Below are 15810 nucleotides of genomic sequence, written 5' to 3'. Positions count from 1 at the left end.
TTTTATGCACGCTGATTCGCACCGCGGGCGAACTCCTGCGCCACCGGCCGGGGGCGCAGGGCGGAGAGGTCACGGTCCGCGAGGTCCGGGCGCGACGCCAGCGCGGCGCGCACGGACTCCAAGACCGGCAGCGGCGCGTGGGCCGCGGCCAGGGCCACGTCCTTCGCGGCCAGGGCGACCGGGAAGTACGCGGTGTCGGCATAGGCCCGGGCCACCGCGCCCGCCAGCGGTCCGCGGGCCAGTTGCGCGCGGACCAGTTCCTCCGGCAGCCCCAGGGCCCCACCCAGCCGCAGCGCCTCGGCCACCAGGGCCACCCCGCCGACCGCCGCGTTGATCAGCACCAGCTTCAGTGCCGCGCCGGAACCGGCCGGGCCGCACACGGTGACCTCGCCGAGGGCTTCGAGGACCCGTCGGACCGGGCCCGGCAACGGGTCACCGCCCGCCAGGACCCACAACTCCCCCGCCGCCGCCCGGTCGACGCTCCCCATCACGGGCGCGTCGGTCAGCGTCACCCCTGCCGGCAGCCGCCCGGCGAGCTCCCCCACCGCCTCCGGACCGACCGTCGAGGCGTCGATCCAGTGGACTCCGGGGCGCAGGGCGGGGAGCATGCCCTCCGCCACGGCCCGCAGCGCCGCCGGATCGGCCAGCATCGTGATGACGAGGTCCGCGTGGCGGACGGCCTCGGCGGGTGTCGCCGCGGACTGCGCGCCGGCCCGCGCGAGCGGCCACGCCTTCTGCGGCGTCCGGTTCCACACCGTCAGCCCGTAGCCCAGGGACAGCAGGTGACGGGCCATCGGGGCGCCCATGTGACCGAGGCCGAGGAATGCGATCTGGTGCGTTGTGTCCATGCCCACGACGCTAGGCGCGGGCCATCCATGCGACAAGCGAATGTCTAGCATGGCTGACATGCCGACACCGCACAGCTTGTACGAGGTCTTCCTGCGCGTGGCCCGCCTGGCCTCCTTCACCGCCGCCGCCCGCTCCCTGGGCTACACCCAGTCCGCCGTCTCCCGGCAGATCCAGACCCTGGAGGACGAGTGGGGCGCCGCTCTCTTCGACCGCCTTCCGCGCGGCGTCCGCCTCACCGAGGCCGGCCGCGTCCTGCTCCCGCACGCCGAGGCCGTCGGGGAACGCCTGCGGACCGCCCGCGCCGAGCTCGACGCGCTGCGCACCCTGGGCGCCGGACGGCTGCGGATCGGCTCCTTCTCCACCGCGGACGCCGCGCTGCTGCCGCGTGCGCTGGCGGCTTTCCGGGCCCGCCACCCCGCCGTCACGGTCACCCGTACCGAGGGGCCGTCCGCCAAGCACCTCGCCCTCCTCGCAACCGGGGAGCTGGACCTCGCCGTCGTCGCCGAGACCTCCGGGCGGCCGCCCCGGGACTGCACCCCGCACCACCTGCTCGACGAGGGGATGTACGTGGCCCTGCCGGCCGGCCACCGACTGGCCGGCCGGGCCGGGGTGCGGCTCGCCGACCTGGCCGACGAGGAGTGGATCGCCGCCGGCACCCGCCCCGAGGAGACCCTCATGCACTCCGCGCTGGCGGGCGGGTTCCGCCCCCGTACCGGCTTCGTCGCGGCCGACTGGATCGCCAAGCAGGGCTTCGTCGCGGCCGGGCTCGGCATCACCCTCGTCCCGGCGCTCGCCGCCTCCTCGGTCCGGCCCGACCTGGCGCTGGTCCCGCTGCACCCGGACGACACCCCACGCCGCGGGGTCTACGCGGCCACCCCGCGCGGGGCCGCCCCCTCACCGGCCGCCGCGGCCCTGCTGACCCTGCTGAAGGAGGCCGCGGACGGATGGGCGTCCTGAGCCGGTGAAGATCGCCGCAGCACATTCGCGCCCCGGCCGCGGCCGCTCCGCCGTGTACGCGCCGGGCGGCACGCGGCCGGCCGAAGCGGATGACCGCACGGCCCCGGTGGTGAGCGCCCCGATCGTCCCAGCGGTCCGACGGGGGCACCGGTCGGGGCGGTTCAGAGGGTGGGTCAGGCCGGCTCGGGCACGGGCCGGCGACGGTCCGGACGCGGGGCGTCGAGGTCCGGCAGCGCCGCGGCCCCGCGGTCGGGCAGCAGGGCGGGCAGCAGCACGGCGAAGGCCGCCACCGCGTACACGCAGGTCCACAGGACCCAGCCGCCGGGCGGGGCCCAGTGCGCCGAGGTGGCCACCCACGACCCCTTGGTGCCGACGGCGAACCGGCGCAGCGTCCAGTAGAAGGCGGCCAGGTCGGCCAGTGCGAGGGCGGCGACGGACAGGCCCACCAGGCGCCGCCACGGCAGGCCCCGGTCGGGAGCGCGCGTGGCGCAGACGGCCACGGCCATCAGCGGCAGGCCGACGGCGAAGGGCAGCAGGTAGCGGCCCTGCCACACCATGCCGATCCGCTCTGCCTGCGAGGCCTGCGCGACCACCGGCACCATCACGACGGCGGCCAGCATGCCGAGCATCGCCACCACCTCGCGTGCGCGGCCGTGGACGAGTGCCAGCACGACGACGGTGGCGAGCACGGCCATCCACACCAGGTACATGAGGGCCGGGGCAGGGGTGTCCAGCCAGCCGAAGAAGCCGAGCATCTGCTTGATGTAGACCTCGGTGTTGCCGAGGGTCTTCTTCGCGGCGACGCCCGTGGTCAGCGAGTCGGGGATGTCGATCTTCGAGTTGTCGGGGTGCCTCGCCGCCCAGAGCAGGGCGCCCGCCGTCGCCAGGCCCAGCAGGGCGGTCCAGAGCCACAGGGCCTTGCGGCGCAGCACCTGGCCCAGCAGTCCGCGCCGCTGTGTCAGGAACAGGCAGAAGACGACCGCCCCGCCGAACCAGATCAGTCCGAGTGGCCGGATGTTGATCAGCACCAGGCCGCCGATGCCGAGCCGGGCCAGTCTGCGGTTCAGCCGCGCGGGGTCCGGCGACAGGACGATCGACAGCAGGGCCGTCCACACCAGGATCCCGGCGGCGATCTCGCCCCCGCTGGGGTTGACCATGCCGGACATGTAGAGCGTCATGGGCGTGGCCGCGGCGAACACGCCCAGCATCGCCAGCGAGCGCCGCCGCCATTCGGCGGCCGTGACCACGGCACTGGCCAGCAGCGCCGAGCAGAGCAGCGCCGACATGAAGCGCATGAGATACAGCCCCTTGGGGCCGTCGACGAGCAGGCTCGGCCAGCCGGTCACCAGGTAGTAGCCGGGGTGGTAGCGGCCTGCGGCCGTGGTGGCCTGCGCCGTCTTCTCGGAGGTGCCGAGCGGCGGCGCGCAGGACGCGGGCTGTGCCTCCCGCCACGAGTAGCACTCGTGCACCGTGGGCAGCTGGCGGTACCACTCCGGGAGCTGCACCCCGGTCTCGGCGAAGTGCCCCTCGATGCCGGCCACCGTGTGCGGGACCATCACCTCGGTTCCGCCGATCTGGCCCCTGGCCACGGCGGCGGCGCGGATGAAGTGGGCGTGCTCGTCGGGGGAGCTGCCCAGGGGGCTGGCGGCCGCCCACGAGCCCGTGAGGGTGAAGAACAGCGCGAACGAGAGCAGCCAGAGCCGCTTGGGCGTCCTGGCCGACCAGTCGGCCAGCCGCGTCAGGGCGGAGGTCATCGGTCTCCTGGAAGTCATCGGATGAAGCCGAGCCAGCTCTGGTCGCCGTCCTTGGAACACGTCCCGCCGGGCGCGTACTTCGGGCAGCTGCCGTCCTGTTCCGTGATGGTGTGCGACACCCAGGGCAGGATCCGGTACGTGTTCTCCTTGACCGGCATGTAGCGGTCGGCCATCGAGGAGGAGACGGTGCCGAGGAGCAGCAGCAGGGCGCACAGGGCCCCGATCACTGCGCCCTCGCGCGCGGGGAAGCCGGTGCCCGCCCCGGGCGGCGTGGTGTGCGCGGGCTCCGATTGCGCTCCGGGCAGCGACCGGCGCGCGGCCATCCGCAGCGAGACCAGGTGGACCACCAGCGCGCACAGCAGCAGCCCGCAGTAGAGCAGCTGGTTGTTCGTGCGGGTGTAGAGCTGGACGGTCTGCGTCTCGTACATGTGCGAGGCGATGTACATGCGCATCACCCACGCGCTGATGAACATGGCGGCGATGGTGACCACCATCGGCTTGCGGATGCCCAGCCAGATCGCGGCGCCGAGGCCGACGAAGGTGACCAGGGCGAACAGTCCGACGCCACCGTACTCGCCGGGCAGCGGCCACTCGCCGACCTTGCCGGGCATGTCCGTGCGCCACATCAGGTAGTACGCCGGGTCGGTGAAGTTGTCGAACCGGAAGTTGTAGTCCTTGGTGGTCTGCCCCTCGGTCAGCATGACCACGAGGTAGCGGCCGGCGACCACGAGGAACGCCGCCAGGCTGGCGCCGAGGAAGGCCACGCCCTTGATCCGGCCGAGCCGGCCCTCCCTCCACGGGAAGTACAGCAGCGCGGCGAACAGCACGCCCGCCGCGCTCCACAGGAACCAGCCCGAGTAGGTGAGGAACATGACGCCGAGCAGTGCGCCGAAGCCGGCGCCCTTGAGCAGGAGCGGCCGCCAGCCCTGGGTGCCGCTGCGGCTGAGCGAGACCACCATCGCCACCAGGACCGGGACCAGTACGACGAGGACGGTCTGGCTATAGGGCTTGTAGGCGTCGATCAGCGCGAAGGCGGGGGCCACGCCGAAGGCGAGGGCCCGGAGCGGGCCGAGCAGCATGCGCCAGCACAGGTAGACCAGCGGTCCGAAGGCCGCGGCGCCGAGGATCTGGAGGTCCTTGAAGGCGTATGCGGTGTTGCCGCCGCGGAACCACTCGGCGTAGTAGCCGAGGGTGTAGAGCGGGGCCGGCGGGTACACGGGGGAACCGGAGGGGCGGCCGTTGGCCACGGCCTGGGCCCACTCGACGATGCGGCCGCTGTCGCCGTTGAGGCCGAACATCGGCCAGGGCGTCCCGTGGAGGGCGACGACGGCACCGGCGGCGACGAAGCCGCTGGCCAGACCGGCGAGTGCGGCGGAGGCGAACCGGGTGGCGAGGTCGAAGTGCCGGCCCTTGCGCAGCCGCACGGCCAGTGCCACCGCGCCCACGAAGACCAGACCGAGGAGAACGAACCGAAGCTGGATCGCGGCGAGGCCGCTGACCTGCGCGATCCGGTCCAGGGGGTTGAGCTTGAAGCCGCGGGCGAGCAGCGGGAGCACCAGCGCCGCGGCGAACGCGACGAGTGCCTCGATGAGCAGGAGCCCACCGCGTGAGCCGACGCCCCGCCGGGCGGCCGGTATCGAGCGGGCGGGCGCGGCCGGTCCGCCCGGGGGCAGCACGGTCGCCGGGCCCTCGGTACTGACTGTCACTGCTCTGTATCCCTACTGCTGGTCGCTGCTGGTCGGTCCTCGGCCCGGTGGCCGGTCGTGGCTCCGCAAGCCGCTGCACGACTCCGGCCCCCCGCCGAAGCTCCGAACCGGGGCGAACTCAAGGGCAGTGAGAGACAGCCTTGGCACTTGCTGCCCTGCATCCTACGGGCCCGCCCCGGGCGGGCGGGGGCGGGTGGCCGATCACCGGCCCGCTACACCGGGTCCGGCAGGAGGTGCCGGGCACCCCAGGCGCCGAGCGGTTCCAGGGCCGCGTTCAGGTCCTGGCCGAGCGCGGTCAGGGAGTACTCGACGCGCGGCGGGACCTCGTCGTACACCTCGCGGTGCACGATGCCGTCGGTCTCCAGCTCTCGCAGCTGGGCGGCGAGCACCTTTTCGGAGACACCGGGGACGAGCCGGCGCAGCTCGCCGAAGCGGCGCGGGCGCTGCTCCAGCTCCCACAGGAGCGACACCTTCCATTTGCCGTCGATCACGGACATCGCCGCGGCGATCCCGCAGTGGTCCGCACCGGGCCTTCGTGCCACCGCCATCGCGCACCCTCCCCACCTGCTCGCTCACCTCGGGGTAACCACCCACTCCGAAGTGCGTACTTGAGCACCGCACTGCCTGCCACCAGGCTAAACGCCATGACCGACACCACACCGCGGAAATCGCTCACCCTGCTCGGACTCGGCGACATGGGCACCGCCCTCGCCCGTGCATGGCTCGCCGCCGGGCATTCCCTGACCGTCTGGAACCGCACTCCCGCCAAGGCCGGACCACTCGCGGCCGAGGGGGCCGCCGTCGCCCCGAGCGCCGCCGCGGCGGTCGCGGCGAACACGCTGGTCGTGACCTGCCTGCTGGACGACGCGAGCGTCCGCTCCACCCTGGACGGCATCGACCTGACCGGCAAGGACCTCGTCGACCTCACCACCGGCACCCCGGCGCAGGCCCGCGCCCGGGCCGCCTGGGCCGGGTCCCGCGGTGCCCGCTGCGCGGACGGCGGAATCATGGCGACTCCCGACATGATCGGCGTGCCGGAGGCCGGCGGGTACGTCTTCTACAGCGGCTCGCGGGCCCTCTTCGACACCCACCGGGCAACGCTGGAGGTGCCGGCCGGGGCCCGCTTCGTCGGGGAGGACCCCGGGCACGCCGCCCTGCACGACGTGGCGCTGCTCAGCGCGATGTACGGACTGTTCGCCGGCGTCTCGCACGCCTACGCGTTGACCGAGGGCGAGGGCATCGCTCCCCGGGACCTGGCTCCGCTGCTGTCCGAGTGGCTGGGCGCGATGGGCTTCTTCGTCGGCAACGCCGCCGAGCGGCTCACTTCGCGTGACTTCACCACCGGAGTGGTGTCCAACCTGGCCATGCAGGTCGCGGCGAGCGGCACCCTGCTGCGCACCGCCGAGGAACAGGGGGTCAGCGCCGAGCTGATCTCCCCGTACCTGGACCTGATGCGCCGGCGGCTGACAGCGGACCCGGCCGCCCACGGCGGGGAGGACGCGGCGGGGGCCCTGCTGCTGCTGAAGGAGCGGTAGGAACCGGCGACGCGGTGGTTACGGGAACGCCGGCGGCGGCGGTCCGAAGCCGGCCGGTGCGGCCTCGGCGGCGGGGGTCTTGTCGGTGCGCGTCAGGTCGCGGGCCATCAGCGTGGCCCCCGCCACCGCGCCCGGCATCAGGAGCACCGCGACGAGCGGCACCAGGAACGCCAGCACCAGCGGCACTCCGAAGCCCAGCGCCAGCAGCCGCCGCGAACGCAGCAGCACCAGCCGCTCGGGCAGCTCCATCGTGCGGCGCTGGAGGGCCACGGAGGTGAGCTCCTGGGTCAGGAAGTAACCGGAGACGCAGAACCCGAGCACCGGGACGACCGTCTGGCCGATCACGGGGACGAAGCCGAGGGCGAAGAGCAGAATGCCGTACAACGCCACCCGCCCGAGGACCTTCACACTGTCCCGGGCCGAGATCCACAGCTCCCGCCAGAGCGGGAGGCCGGACTGCGGGACGTCGCCGCCCTCGCTGCGGTCGACCTGCTCCGAGAGCGACTCGTAGAAGGGCTGGCCGATCAGCAGGGTGACGGCGGTGAAGGTGATCACCGCGAGGAAGAGCCCGAGGCAGAACAGCAGGGCGGTGAGGAAGCCGCGGAAGAGGCCGAGCCACGGGGCGGACCAGTCGTCGGCGAAGGGGGTCGCCCAGGCGGTCAGGTCGTCGGCGCCGTAGCCGAGCCCGACGAGGGCGCCGAGGTAGAGGGCGAAGGAGACGAGCCCGGGCAGCAGACCGAAGCCCAGCCACCGGCCGTGCCGCAACACCCATCGCTGTCCGGACAGCAGATACCGGAAGCCCCCCGCAAGATCGTGCATGGCGCCAGTCTACGGCGAAGGCCGCACCCCGATCGGGGTGCGGCCTTCAGGGTGCGGCTGCCGGATCAGACGGCGAGCTCGACGGTGATGTTGCCGCGGGTGGCCTTGGAGTAGGGGCAGACCTGGTGGGCCTTCTCGATGAGCTCCTTGGCGGTGGCGGCGTCCACGTTCGGGATCACGGCGGAGATCTTGACGATCAGGCCGAAGCCCTCGTCGTTCTTGCCGATGCCGACCTCGGCGGTGACCGTGGAGCCCGAGATGTCGGCGTTCACGTTCTTGGCGACGACGCCGAGGGCGCCCTGGAAGCAGGCGCTGTAGCCGGCGGCGAAGAGCTGCTCCGGGTTGGTGCCGGCACCGGAGCCACCGAGCTCCTTGGGCGGGTTCACGACGACGTCGAGCTGGCCGTCGTTGGTGGCGACGCGACCGTCACGACCGTTCTCGGCGGTGGCCACGGCGGTGTACGCGACGTCGGACTGCTGGATGGACATGAAGAATGTTCCTCCTGGTAATCGCCGCGACTCGCGCCCACGGTCACGACGGTCGTGGGGTGAGCCTAGCCGGTGAAGGAAACGATCATCTTTCCGGTGTTCTCTCCGCGGAGCATGCCGAGGAAGGCCGCGGCGGCGTTCTCGACGCCCTCGACGACGGTCTCGTCGTAGCGCAGCTCACCGGAGCGCAGCCAGCCGGCCACGTCCTGGACGAACTGCTGCTGGAGTCCGGCGTGGTCGTTGACCAGGATGCCCTGGAGCCGCAGCCGCTTGCCGATGACCTGCATCAGGTTGCGCGGGCCGGGGGCGGCCTCGGTGTCGTTGTAGTGGGCGATCGCGCCGCACAGGGTGGCGCGGCCGTTCACGTTCATGGAGGAGATGGCGGCCTCCAGGTGGTCGCCGCCGACGTTGTCGAAGTAGACGTCGACGCCTTCGGGGGCGGCGGCGCGCAGCTGCTCGGCGACGGGGCCGTTCTTGTAGTTGAAGGCGGCGTCGAAGCCGTACTTCTCCGTGAGGAGCGTCACCTTCTCGTCCGAGCCGGCGGAGCCGATCACCCGGGACGCGCCCCTGATCTTCGCGAACTGGCCGACGAGGCCGCCGACCGCGCCCGCGGCACCGGAGACGAAGACGGAGTCGCCCTCGGCGAAGGAGGCGACCTCGAAGAGCCCGGCGTAGGCGGTCAGGCCCGGCATGCCGAGGACGCCGAGGTAGGCGGAGAGCGGGGCGAGGGAGGCGTCGACCTTGGTGGCGTGCTCCGCGTCGAGCTCCGCGTACTCGCGCCACCCCAGGCCGTGCAGGACGTGGTCGCCGACGGCGAATCCCTCGGCGCCGGAGGCGACGACCTCGCCGACCGCGCCGCCGTCCATCGGGCGGTCCAGCTGGAAGGGCGGGATGTAGGACTTCACGTCGTTCATCCGGCCGCGCATGTAGGGGTCTACGGACATGTGCAGGTTGCGGACGAGGATCCGGCCGGCGGCGGGCTCGGCGTCGACAGGCACCTCGCGCAGGGCGAAGTCCTCGGCGACGGGCCAGCCCTGGGGGCGACGGACGAGGTGCCACTCGCGGCTCACGGCGGGAATCTCAGACATTGCGGCGCTCCTGGTCAGAACGAATTGCTTCACTAGGTGAAACAACCATGCGCCTGGATATTTCATGTTGTCAAGTAAAGGGGTACGCTGGATCCATGCCCAGTCGTCGTGTAGACCCAGTGACCGTCGAGGTCGTCGAACTCATCGGTGACGTCGTGAGCCGGTACCACATGGAATACGAGCACGCGGCCGCCAGCCATCAGCTGACCGGCGCCCAGGCCAAGGTGCTCAACCTGCTCTCCCTGGAGCCGACGCCCATGCGCCGCATCGCGCAGAAGCTCCGGTGCGAGCCCTCGAACGTGACGGGCATCATCGACCGGCTGGAGGGCCGCGGCCTGGTGGAGCGCCGCCCCGACCCCGCCGACCGGCGGGTCAAGCTGGCCGCCCCCACCGAAGAGGGGCTGCGGACGGCGGAGCGGCTGCGCGAATCGCTGGACTTCGCGCGCGAGCCGCTGGCCGGCCTGTCCCCGGCCGAGCGAGCCGTACTGCGGGACCTGCTCAAGCGGATGCTGGCCTGATCGGGCCGGTCCCGGACGCGGGACCACATACCGCGGATCACGTACCGCGGATCACGAACAGAAGATCCAGAACACACAGCTCCTGGTCGGCTCGGGCGGGGGCGGCGGGACCGGGAGCGGCGCCTCGGTGGCTCCGGTGGCGCTGGTGGCGCCCTGCGAGGGCGTGCCCGTTCCGGGCGCCAGGACGGAGGGCCCCCACCCGACGGTGGTCGGCGGCGGGCCCGACAGGGTCGGAGCGGGGGGTGAGCACGGTGCGGCGGCGGCACGCGACCCGGCGGCGGGCGTTCCGCATCCGGCGCACGCCAGCGCGCCGTTGAGGTGCCTCCGGCAGGCGTGGCAAGGGTTCATGACGCCCGCCGGCTACGCGCCGCACGGCGGCAGCCGGTTCCCGCGAACGTAAGGATCCTGTGTGGAATCGTTCCCCCCATGACACCCTTCGGGTCGAACGCGTTCCAGTTGGTGCTGTTGCGGCGGATGGCCGACTTCCAGCCCGACCTCGCCGACGAGGCCCGCCGCCGGCTGGGCGCCTCGCTCGCGGACCAGCGGGAGGCGAACAGGCACTGGCAGGCGATGGTGCGCTCGCCGCGCTCCCGCGGGGCGCTGGCCCGGTACCGCTCGGTGCTCGGGCCGCCGGAGTCCGCCGGGCGCCGCACGATCGGCGACCTGGAGTGCGAGGCCCTGCTGTGGCTGCTGCCGCTCTGGCCGGACTTGCGCTTCGAGGTGCTGGCCGCGCCGGACGGGGCGGTGTGGAACGAGTGGCTGGTGCGGGCCCCGGGGGCGCGGGGGCCCGTACTCCGGTCACCGGACGACCTGCTGCCCTGGTCGGCGACCGTGGACGAGGTGGCGCGGGCCTTCGCGCCGGTGCGGCCGATGGAGGGAACCGCGCCGACCCGCTGGCGCCTCGCCTTCACCGCGCAGGGACGGGCGTGCGTGGCGGAGTTCACCTACGGCCTGCTCCAGCGCGTCGGCCCCCGGACGTCCCGGTAGGCACTGTCCGGCGGATCGGGGGCGGGCCCGGCCGCGGTCCGGCGGGCGGCCGGCGCCGTTCGCCGCGCCTCGGCTCGACACCTACGAGGCTAGGAAGGCCCGCACTCCGGCCGAGGTGCCGTCGTCGCCGAGCAGGTCGTTGTGCTTCAGGCAGCCGACCGGCGTGTTGGCGGCCCCCTCCAGCGGCACGCTGTCGTCGGGGTTGATCACCTCGTCGCAGTGCGACCAGAAGGTCGCGTACTTCACGGTGCCCGGGGTGGGGTCCCCGTCGCCCAGGCGCCTCACCACGTACGACCCGGGGGTCATGTCGCGGCAGGCCTGGTCCCACAGGGCGCAGGCCCACGCGGTGGAGGTGCCCCGGTTGGGGCCGGCCAGCGAGACCCAGTGGTCCACGGTGGCCGTGCCCCCGCCGAACCTGACGTACCAGCGGCTGACCAGCGAACCGAAGGAGTGCGCCACGATGTCGACCCTGGCGGCGCCGGTCTCCCGGCGGACCTGCTCGACATAGGCGCCGAGCCGCCCGGCGAGCACCTCGTTGACGGACCGGTGGGTGTCGTAGCCGAAGGAGAAGAGCTCCGCATCGGTGTAGCCGTCGGCACGCAGATCGGCACGGAGGGACCCCCAGACACCCGGGTCGGCGTTGTACCCGTGCACGAGGACCACCGGGCTGCGCGGTGATGCCCGGTCAGCGGCGCCAGCCGGGGCCCGGTCGGAGGCACGGGCGGCGGCGGGCGGCGCGAGCGACGCCAGGCAGAGCGTCAGGAGCGCGGCCAAGGCCTGTCGGGCCGTCAGCATCGGGTCCCCCTTACCTTGTTACGCGCGAGTAGCGCGTGCGGTGCGGGCATGGTGCTGCCTGTCGGTACAGAAATCCACCCCCTTGCAGGCGCGACACACCCACGGCCGGAGCATTCCAACGGGCGGATAGCCCTAAATGCCCGAGATGATAGGACAAGCGACCGGCACCTCCGCCGGTCCTCTTGCGTCAGCGCTCTCGGGAGGTTCTGCCGTGACCGTCAGTCTTGAGCAGTTGCGCCGCTGCCACGTCGCCGTCGACCTGGGGGCGGCCAGGACCCGCGTGTACGTCAAGGGCGCCGGCCTCGTGGTCGACGAGCCCAGCGTCGCCGCGGTCAACACGCGCACCGGCGCACTCATCGCCGTCGGAACCTTCGCCGAGCGGATGACCGGACGCACGCCGGACTACATCAGGGTCGTGCGCCCCGTCTCCGGCGGCACCGTCGTCGACATCGAGATGGCCCAGCGGATGCTGCGCCATCTCCTCGGCGAGAAGCTGCGACGCGCCCTGCGGCGCAAGCCGCGGCTGCGGGCCGCCGCCTGCACCCCGCACGACGCGGACCCCCTCGCCCAGCGGGCGGCCGTGGAGACACTGGTCGGACTCGGGGCGCGGCGCGTCGAACTCGTCGACACCCTGATCGCGGCGGCCGTCGGCTGCGGACTGCCCGTGGAGCAGCCGACCGCGACGATGATCATGGTGTGCGGGGCCGCGGCCACCCAGGTCGCCGTCCTCTCCCTCGGTTCGATCGTCACCGCCCAGCGGATCCCCGTCGGCGGCGAGGCCATCGACCACGCCGTCGTCCAGCACCTGCGCCACGCGCACGAGCTGATGCTGCCCAGCCAGGCCGTCCGGCCGCTCCAGTTGGCCCTGCACGGCAACGGCCTCACCTCCGGAGGCCCCGCCTCCACCCTCATCCACGGCCGTGACGTGGCCACCGGCCTGGCGCGTTCCGTCCACGTGGACACCGCGGCCGTACGGGACGCCATCCACACGCCGCTGACCGCGGTCCTCGACGGGATGGGCAAGGTGCTGCGGGACTGCCCGCCCGACCTGGTGGCCGACCTGACGGACCGGGGAATCATGATGGTGGGTGGCAGCGCCCTGCTGCCGGGCCTGGACCAGATGCTGCGGGACGCCACCGGAATGCCCGTCGCCATCGCGGAACGGCCGGACGTGTGCGCCGTGATGGGTCTCGGCGCGATGCTCGAAGGGAAGATCGCCCCCATGGTCCTCAACCCGATGGCCGGATGACGGATCCCGGCCGGGACCCGGCCGGGAGGCCCGCACACGGTCCCCGGACGGAACCCTCCGAAAGACACCGAGAAGCACCGGGAGAAGCACTCGGAGAAGCGCACGGGAGGCGCGCCGACCCGTCCGGCGAGGACGCGGTGAGCCTTCCCGTGCTGCTGGAGGCCGTACTGAGCGTCGGCTCCGAGCTCGAACTGCGCGCCACCCTCCAGCACATCGTGGAATCGGCGGCCGAGCTGTGCTCGGCCCGGTACGGCGCGCTCGGGATCCTCGACCCCGAGCGCGCCCTGGTGACCCAGCTGTTCACCGCAGGGCTGACCGAGGAGCAGCGGGCAGCCATCCCCCACCTGCCCGACGGCCGCTCCGGCCTGCTCGGAGCCTTCGTCGAGGACCCGCGGCCACTGCTGCTGGACGACCTCGCCCAGGACCCCCGGAACGTCGGCCTCCCGCCCGGCCACCCGCCCGTGCACAGCCCGCTCGGCGTCCCGATCCGGGTGCACAACGAGGTGTTCGGCACCCTCTACCTCACCGAGAAGCACGGCGGCGGCCCCTTCACCGAGGAGGACCTCGCCCTGGTCCGCGTCCTGGCCGCGCAGGCGGGCATAGCGATCGGCAACGCCAAGCTGTACGAGACCGCGCGCCGCCGGGAGCGCTGGATCGACGGGGCCGCCGCCGTGACCACGACCCTGCTGGCGGGGCGTCCGGCGGCGGACGCACTGAAGTGCGTGGCCGAGCGGGCCCGGCTGCTCGCCGACGCCGCGGCCGGGGTGGTGCTCCAGCCGACCCCCGAGGGCGGCATGGAGATCGTGGCCGCCTCCACCCCGGGGGACCCCGGGGACCTGATCGGGACCGCGATCGCCCCCGGATCGCCGGTGCTGGAACAACTCCTCGGCGGCGAACCCGTCTTCGTCGACGATTCGGCCACCGACCCCCGGATGACCACCCACGTCCGCGAGCGGTTCGGGCCGAGCATGATGCTCCCGCTGCAGAGCGGCGGCCAGCTGATCGGCACCCTGGCCCTGCCCCGCGCGCGGGGCGGGCCGGCGTACGACGCGGTCGACCGGCTGCTCGCCTCGCAGTTCGCCTCCCAGGCCGCGCTGGCCCTGGTGCTGGCGGACGCCCAGCACGACCGGGAGCAGCTCGCGGTGTACGAGGACCGCGACCGGATCGCCCGGGACCTGCACGACCTGGTCGTCCAGCGGCTCTTCGCCACCGGGATGATGCTGGAGAGCACGCGCAGGCGGGCCGCCAACGCCCCTTCGGGGGACGTGGTCGGCGACGAGCTCACCCGCGCCGTGGACGAGCTGGACTCCACCATCCAGGAGGTCCGCACCGCCATCTTCGCCCTCCAGCAGCCTCCGACCGAAGCCCCGGCCACCTTCCGGGGGCGGGTCCTGCGCGAGACGGGTGGTGCGGCGGTCCTGCTCGGCTTCCAGCCGTCGGTGCAGTTCGCGGGCGCCGTGGACGCCCTGGTCCCGGAGGCTGTCGTGGGCGGCCTGCTCACCGCCCTGCGCGGCGCCCTGGCCGCGGCGCACCGGCGCGAGCAGGTCACGGCGATCGAGGTGGTGGTGGACGCCTCGCCCGAACGGGTCCGGCTGACCGTCATCGACGACGGCCGAGCGGAACGGGGTGCCCGGGGCACGACGGTGACCTGGGAGTCGGCGCTGTGACCTCGGCGGCGCGCTGCGCCCCGGCCCGGTGGCCCGAGGGCCTTCAGCGCCATCAGGGCCTTCGGTGTCGTCAGGGCCTTTGGCGTCGTCAGGGCCTTCGGTGTCGTCAGGGCCGTCCGGCGCGGTCGGCAGTGCGCAGGGCGATGCGGGTGTTGGACTGGGCCACCCCCGCGTCCCGCTTCAGGCGGCGCAGCAGGGCGTCGAGGGCGGCGGGATCGGCGGCTCGCGCCCGCAGGAGGTAGTCGTGCGCGCCGGTCACGTGGACCGCCTCGGTGATCCCGGAGAGCGTGCCGACCCGCCGCTCGAACTCCTCGTTGGTGGTGTCCTGGCGCAGGGTGACGTCGATGAAGACGACGAGACCGCCGGCGGTGTCGGCGGACGGGTCCACCACGACGGTGAACCCGCGGATCACGCCGTCCCGGCGCATCCGCCGCACCCGGTCGGCGGTGGCGTTGGCGCTGAGGCCGACGCGGACCCCGAGGTCCCGGTACGAGATCCGCGCGTCCTGCTGCAGGATCCCGAGGATTTCCCTGTCGAGGCGGTCCATACCGCGATTGTCGCAGTCGAGCCCGGTATTCGTGCTCACACCGCGGAGGTGAGGGCCGACCCTCGACCGCATGAGCGAACTGATGACCCCGGCGCTGGCGGGCGCCGCCGCCGGCCTGGGCGTGGCGATGCCGATGGGTGCGATGAGCGTGCTGCTGCTCCAGGAGGCGATGCGGCACCGCCGGACGGCGGTGGCCGCGGCCGCGGGCGTCGCCGTGGTCGACCTCGGCTACGCGGCCCTCGCCACCGCCGTCGGCCCCCGGGTGGCCTCCCACATCTCCCCCGTCGAGGCATGGGTCCGGCTGGCCTCGGCGGCGATCCTGCTGGCCATCGCGGCCCACGGCCTCTCCAGGGCCCGTACCGGCGCCGCGGCTCCGCCCGGGCCGGGCCCGACACCGGACACCGGCGCCGCGGGTGCCGCGCGGACCGCCACCGCCCTGCGGCCGGCCGGGGCCTTCGCCCGCTACGTCGCCCTCACGGCGATCAACCCCACCACCGCCCTGTACTTCGCCGCCCTGACCACCGCCCAGGGGGCGCGCCTGAGCAGCGGCCCGGCCGGGGCCGCCTTCCTCCTCGGCGTCGGGGCGGCCTCCCTCCTCTGGCAGCAGGCCCTCGTGGCCCTCGGCTCCCTCGCGGGCGCCCGCATCTCCGCCACCGCCCGCGTGTGGACCTTCCGCCTGGGCTACGGCCTGGTCGCCGCCTACGCGGTGGGGATCGCCCTGCCGCTGCCCTGACGGCCGTCGGTCCCGGCTGCCGGACCGCACGGTCGGGACGATCGGGACGGCCGGGCACGTCCCGGACCGAAACGCCCCCGAGTCGTGCGGTGCGGGCCGTGGACCCGGCGGACACGAC

At 73.4% G+C, this 15810-nt stretch carries 16 protein-coding genes; 7 read left to right on the top strand and 9 right to left on the bottom strand.

Annotated features, from left to right (window positions below; translation table 11 throughout):
• Positions 1-2: 2 nt before the first annotated feature.
• The gene (locus tag AW27_RS22860) at positions 3-848 is read right to left on the bottom strand and encodes an NAD(P)-dependent oxidoreductase (protein WP_052030893.1); all 846 of its coding nucleotides are present in this window, start codon (positions 846-848) and stop codon (positions 3-5) included.
• 49 nt (positions 849-897) lie between these two features.
• Between AW27_RS22860 and AW27_RS22855 the strand changes: the two genes are divergently transcribed.
• Positions 898-1806 (top strand): LysR family transcriptional regulator, encoded by a 909-nt coding sequence (locus AW27_RS22855; RefSeq protein ID WP_370466539.1) that lies wholly within the window; start codon positions 898-900, stop codon positions 1804-1806.
• A 173-nt stretch (positions 1807-1979) separates the two neighbouring features.
• Here AW27_RS22855 and AW27_RS22850 read toward each other — a convergent pair whose 3' ends face one another.
• From AW27_RS22850 to AW27_RS22840, 3 genes are all read right to left on the bottom strand, one after another.
• Complete coding sequence (locus tag AW27_RS22850; RefSeq protein WP_037923984.1) at positions 1980-3560, bottom strand: DUF2142 domain-containing protein; 1581 nt, start codon at positions 3558-3560, stop codon at positions 1980-1982.
• Between the two features lie 14 nt (positions 3561-3574).
• On the bottom strand, positions 3575-5266 hold the full coding sequence (locus AW27_RS22845; protein ID WP_037923982.1) for a hypothetical protein: 1692 nt from the start codon (positions 5264-5266) through the stop codon (positions 3575-3577).
• Positions 5267-5478: 212 nt separating this feature from the next.
• Positions 5479-5814, bottom strand: a complete 336-nt coding sequence (locus AW27_RS22840) for a winged helix-turn-helix transcriptional regulator (RefSeq protein WP_037923979.1) — start codon at positions 5812-5814, stop codon at positions 5479-5481.
• A gap of 96 nt (positions 5815-5910) precedes the next feature.
• Between AW27_RS22840 and AW27_RS22835 the strand changes: the two genes are divergently transcribed.
• A complete protein-coding gene (locus AW27_RS22835) occupies positions 5911-6801 on the top strand; it encodes an NAD(P)-dependent oxidoreductase (RefSeq protein WP_037923976.1) in 891 nt (296 codons plus the stop codon).
• 18 nt (positions 6802-6819) lie between these two features.
• Here the strand turns inward: AW27_RS22835 and AW27_RS22830 are convergent, their stop codons facing one another.
• The 3 genes from AW27_RS22830 to AW27_RS22820 form a co-directional block, all read right to left on the bottom strand.
• Positions 6820-7620 carry an EI24 domain-containing protein gene (locus tag AW27_RS22830; protein ID WP_037923973.1) on the bottom strand — a complete coding sequence of 267 codons (801 nt, stop codon included), beginning with the start codon at positions 7618-7620 and terminating at the stop codon, positions 6820-6822.
• Positions 7621-7685: 65 nt separating this feature from the next.
• A complete protein-coding gene (locus tag AW27_RS22825; RefSeq protein ID WP_037923971.1) occupies positions 7686-8108 on the bottom strand; it encodes an organic hydroperoxide resistance protein in 423 nt (140 codons plus the stop codon).
• 65 nt (positions 8109-8173) lie between these two features.
• Entirely contained in the window at positions 8174-9196 is a 1023-nt protein-coding gene (locus tag AW27_RS22820) for an NADP-dependent oxidoreductase (RefSeq protein WP_037923968.1), read from the bottom strand.
• Between the two features lie 95 nt (positions 9197-9291).
• Here AW27_RS22820 and AW27_RS22815 point away from each other — a divergent pair, with 95 nt between their 5' ends.
• On the top strand, positions 9292-9714 hold the full coding sequence (locus AW27_RS22815) for a MarR family winged helix-turn-helix transcriptional regulator (protein ID WP_037923966.1): 423 nt from the start codon (positions 9292-9294) through the stop codon (positions 9712-9714).
• Between the two features lie 426 nt (positions 9715-10140).
• Positions 10141-10701, top strand: coding sequence for a hypothetical protein (locus tag AW27_RS22810; protein ID WP_037923962.1), 561 nt, complete (start codon positions 10141-10143; stop codon positions 10699-10701).
• A gap of 81 nt (positions 10702-10782) precedes the next feature.
• Here AW27_RS22810 and AW27_RS22805 read toward each other — a convergent pair whose 3' ends face one another.
• The gene (locus AW27_RS22805) at positions 10783-11496 is read right to left on the bottom strand and encodes an esterase/lipase family protein (RefSeq protein WP_037923960.1); all 714 of its coding nucleotides are present in this window, start codon (positions 11494-11496) and stop codon (positions 10783-10785) included.
• Positions 11497-11707: 211 nt separating this feature from the next.
• Here AW27_RS22805 and AW27_RS22800 point away from each other — a divergent pair, with 211 nt between their 5' ends.
• Both AW27_RS22800 and AW27_RS22795 read left to right on the top strand, forming a co-directional pair.
• On the top strand, positions 11708-12745 hold the full coding sequence (locus tag AW27_RS22800; protein ID WP_037923958.1) for a rod shape-determining protein: 1038 nt from the start codon (positions 11708-11710) through the stop codon (positions 12743-12745).
• On the top strand, positions 12742-14412 hold the full coding sequence (locus tag AW27_RS22795; RefSeq protein WP_078556685.1) for a sensor histidine kinase: 1671 nt from the start codon (positions 12742-12744) through the stop codon (positions 14410-14412). Before AW27_RS22800 ends, AW27_RS22795 begins: the two co-directional genes overlap by 4 nt.
• A gap of 106 nt (positions 14413-14518) precedes the next feature.
• Here AW27_RS22795 and AW27_RS22790 read toward each other — a convergent pair whose 3' ends face one another.
• Complete coding sequence (locus tag AW27_RS22790) at positions 14519-14959, bottom strand: Lrp/AsnC family transcriptional regulator (RefSeq protein WP_037923956.1); 441 nt, start codon at positions 14957-14959, stop codon at positions 14519-14521.
• 70 nt (positions 14960-15029) lie between these two features.
• On the opposite strand from AW27_RS22790, the gene AW27_RS22785 reads away from it, so the two are divergent.
• Positions 15030-15692 carry a LysE family transporter gene (locus AW27_RS22785; RefSeq protein WP_052030889.1) on the top strand — a complete coding sequence of 221 codons (663 nt, stop codon included), beginning with the start codon at positions 15030-15032 and terminating at the stop codon, positions 15690-15692.
• Positions 15693-15810 lie beyond the last annotated feature (118 nt).

Origin of the sequence: Streptomyces sp. PCS3-D2 (assembly GCF_000612545.2) — a bacterium.
In the GTDB taxonomy this organism is placed as follows: Bacteria; Actinomycetota; Actinomycetes; order Streptomycetales; family Streptomycetaceae; genus Streptomyces.
The sequence above is the reverse complement of the archived record's forward strand: the minus strand, read 5'-3'. Positions and strand labels throughout refer to the sequence as shown.

Coding starts and splice junctions, on each gene's coding strand:
- AW27_RS22825 (WP_037923971.1), bottom strand. CDS start 8,108: ATGTCCATCCAGCAGTCCGACGTCGCGTACACCGCCGTGGCCACCGCC.
- AW27_RS22850 (WP_037923984.1), bottom strand. CDS start 3,560: ATGACCTCCGCCCTGACGCGGCTGGCCGACTGGTCGGCCAGGACGCCC.
- AW27_RS22795 (WP_078556685.1), top strand. CDS start 12,742: ATGACGGATCCCGGCCGGGACCCGGCCGGGAGGCCCGCACACGGTCCC.
- AW27_RS22820 (WP_037923968.1), bottom strand. CDS start 9,196: ATGTCTGAGATTCCCGCCGTGAGCCGCGAGTGGCACCTCGTCCGTCGC.
- AW27_RS22805 (WP_037923960.1), bottom strand. CDS start 11,496: ATGCTGACGGCCCGACAGGCCTTGGCCGCGCTCCTGACGCTCTGCCTG.
- AW27_RS22815 (WP_037923966.1), top strand. CDS start 9,292: ATGCCCAGTCGTCGTGTAGACCCAGTGACCGTCGAGGTCGTCGAACTC.
- AW27_RS22835 (WP_037923976.1), top strand. CDS start 5,911: ATGACCGACACCACACCGCGGAAATCGCTCACCCTGCTCGGACTCGGC.
- AW27_RS22790 (WP_037923956.1), bottom strand. CDS start 14,959: ATGGACCGCCTCGACAGGGAAATCCTCGGGATCCTGCAGCAGGACGCG.
- AW27_RS22785 (WP_052030889.1), top strand. CDS start 15,030: ATGAGCGAACTGATGACCCCGGCGCTGGCGGGCGCCGCCGCCGGCCTG.
- AW27_RS22810 (WP_037923962.1), top strand. CDS start 10,141: ATGACACCCTTCGGGTCGAACGCGTTCCAGTTGGTGCTGTTGCGGCGG.
- AW27_RS22830 (WP_037923973.1), bottom strand. CDS start 7,620: ATGCACGATCTTGCGGGGGGCTTCCGGTATCTGCTGTCCGGACAGCGA.
- AW27_RS22840 (WP_037923979.1), bottom strand. CDS start 5,814: ATGGCGGTGGCACGAAGGCCCGGTGCGGACCACTGCGGGATCGCCGCG.
- AW27_RS22855 (WP_370466539.1), top strand. CDS start 898: ATGGCTGACATGCCGACACCGCACAGCTTGTACGAGGTCTTCCTGCGC.
- AW27_RS22860 (WP_052030893.1), bottom strand. CDS start 848: ATGGACACAACGCACCAGATCGCATTCCTCGGCCTCGGTCACATGGGC.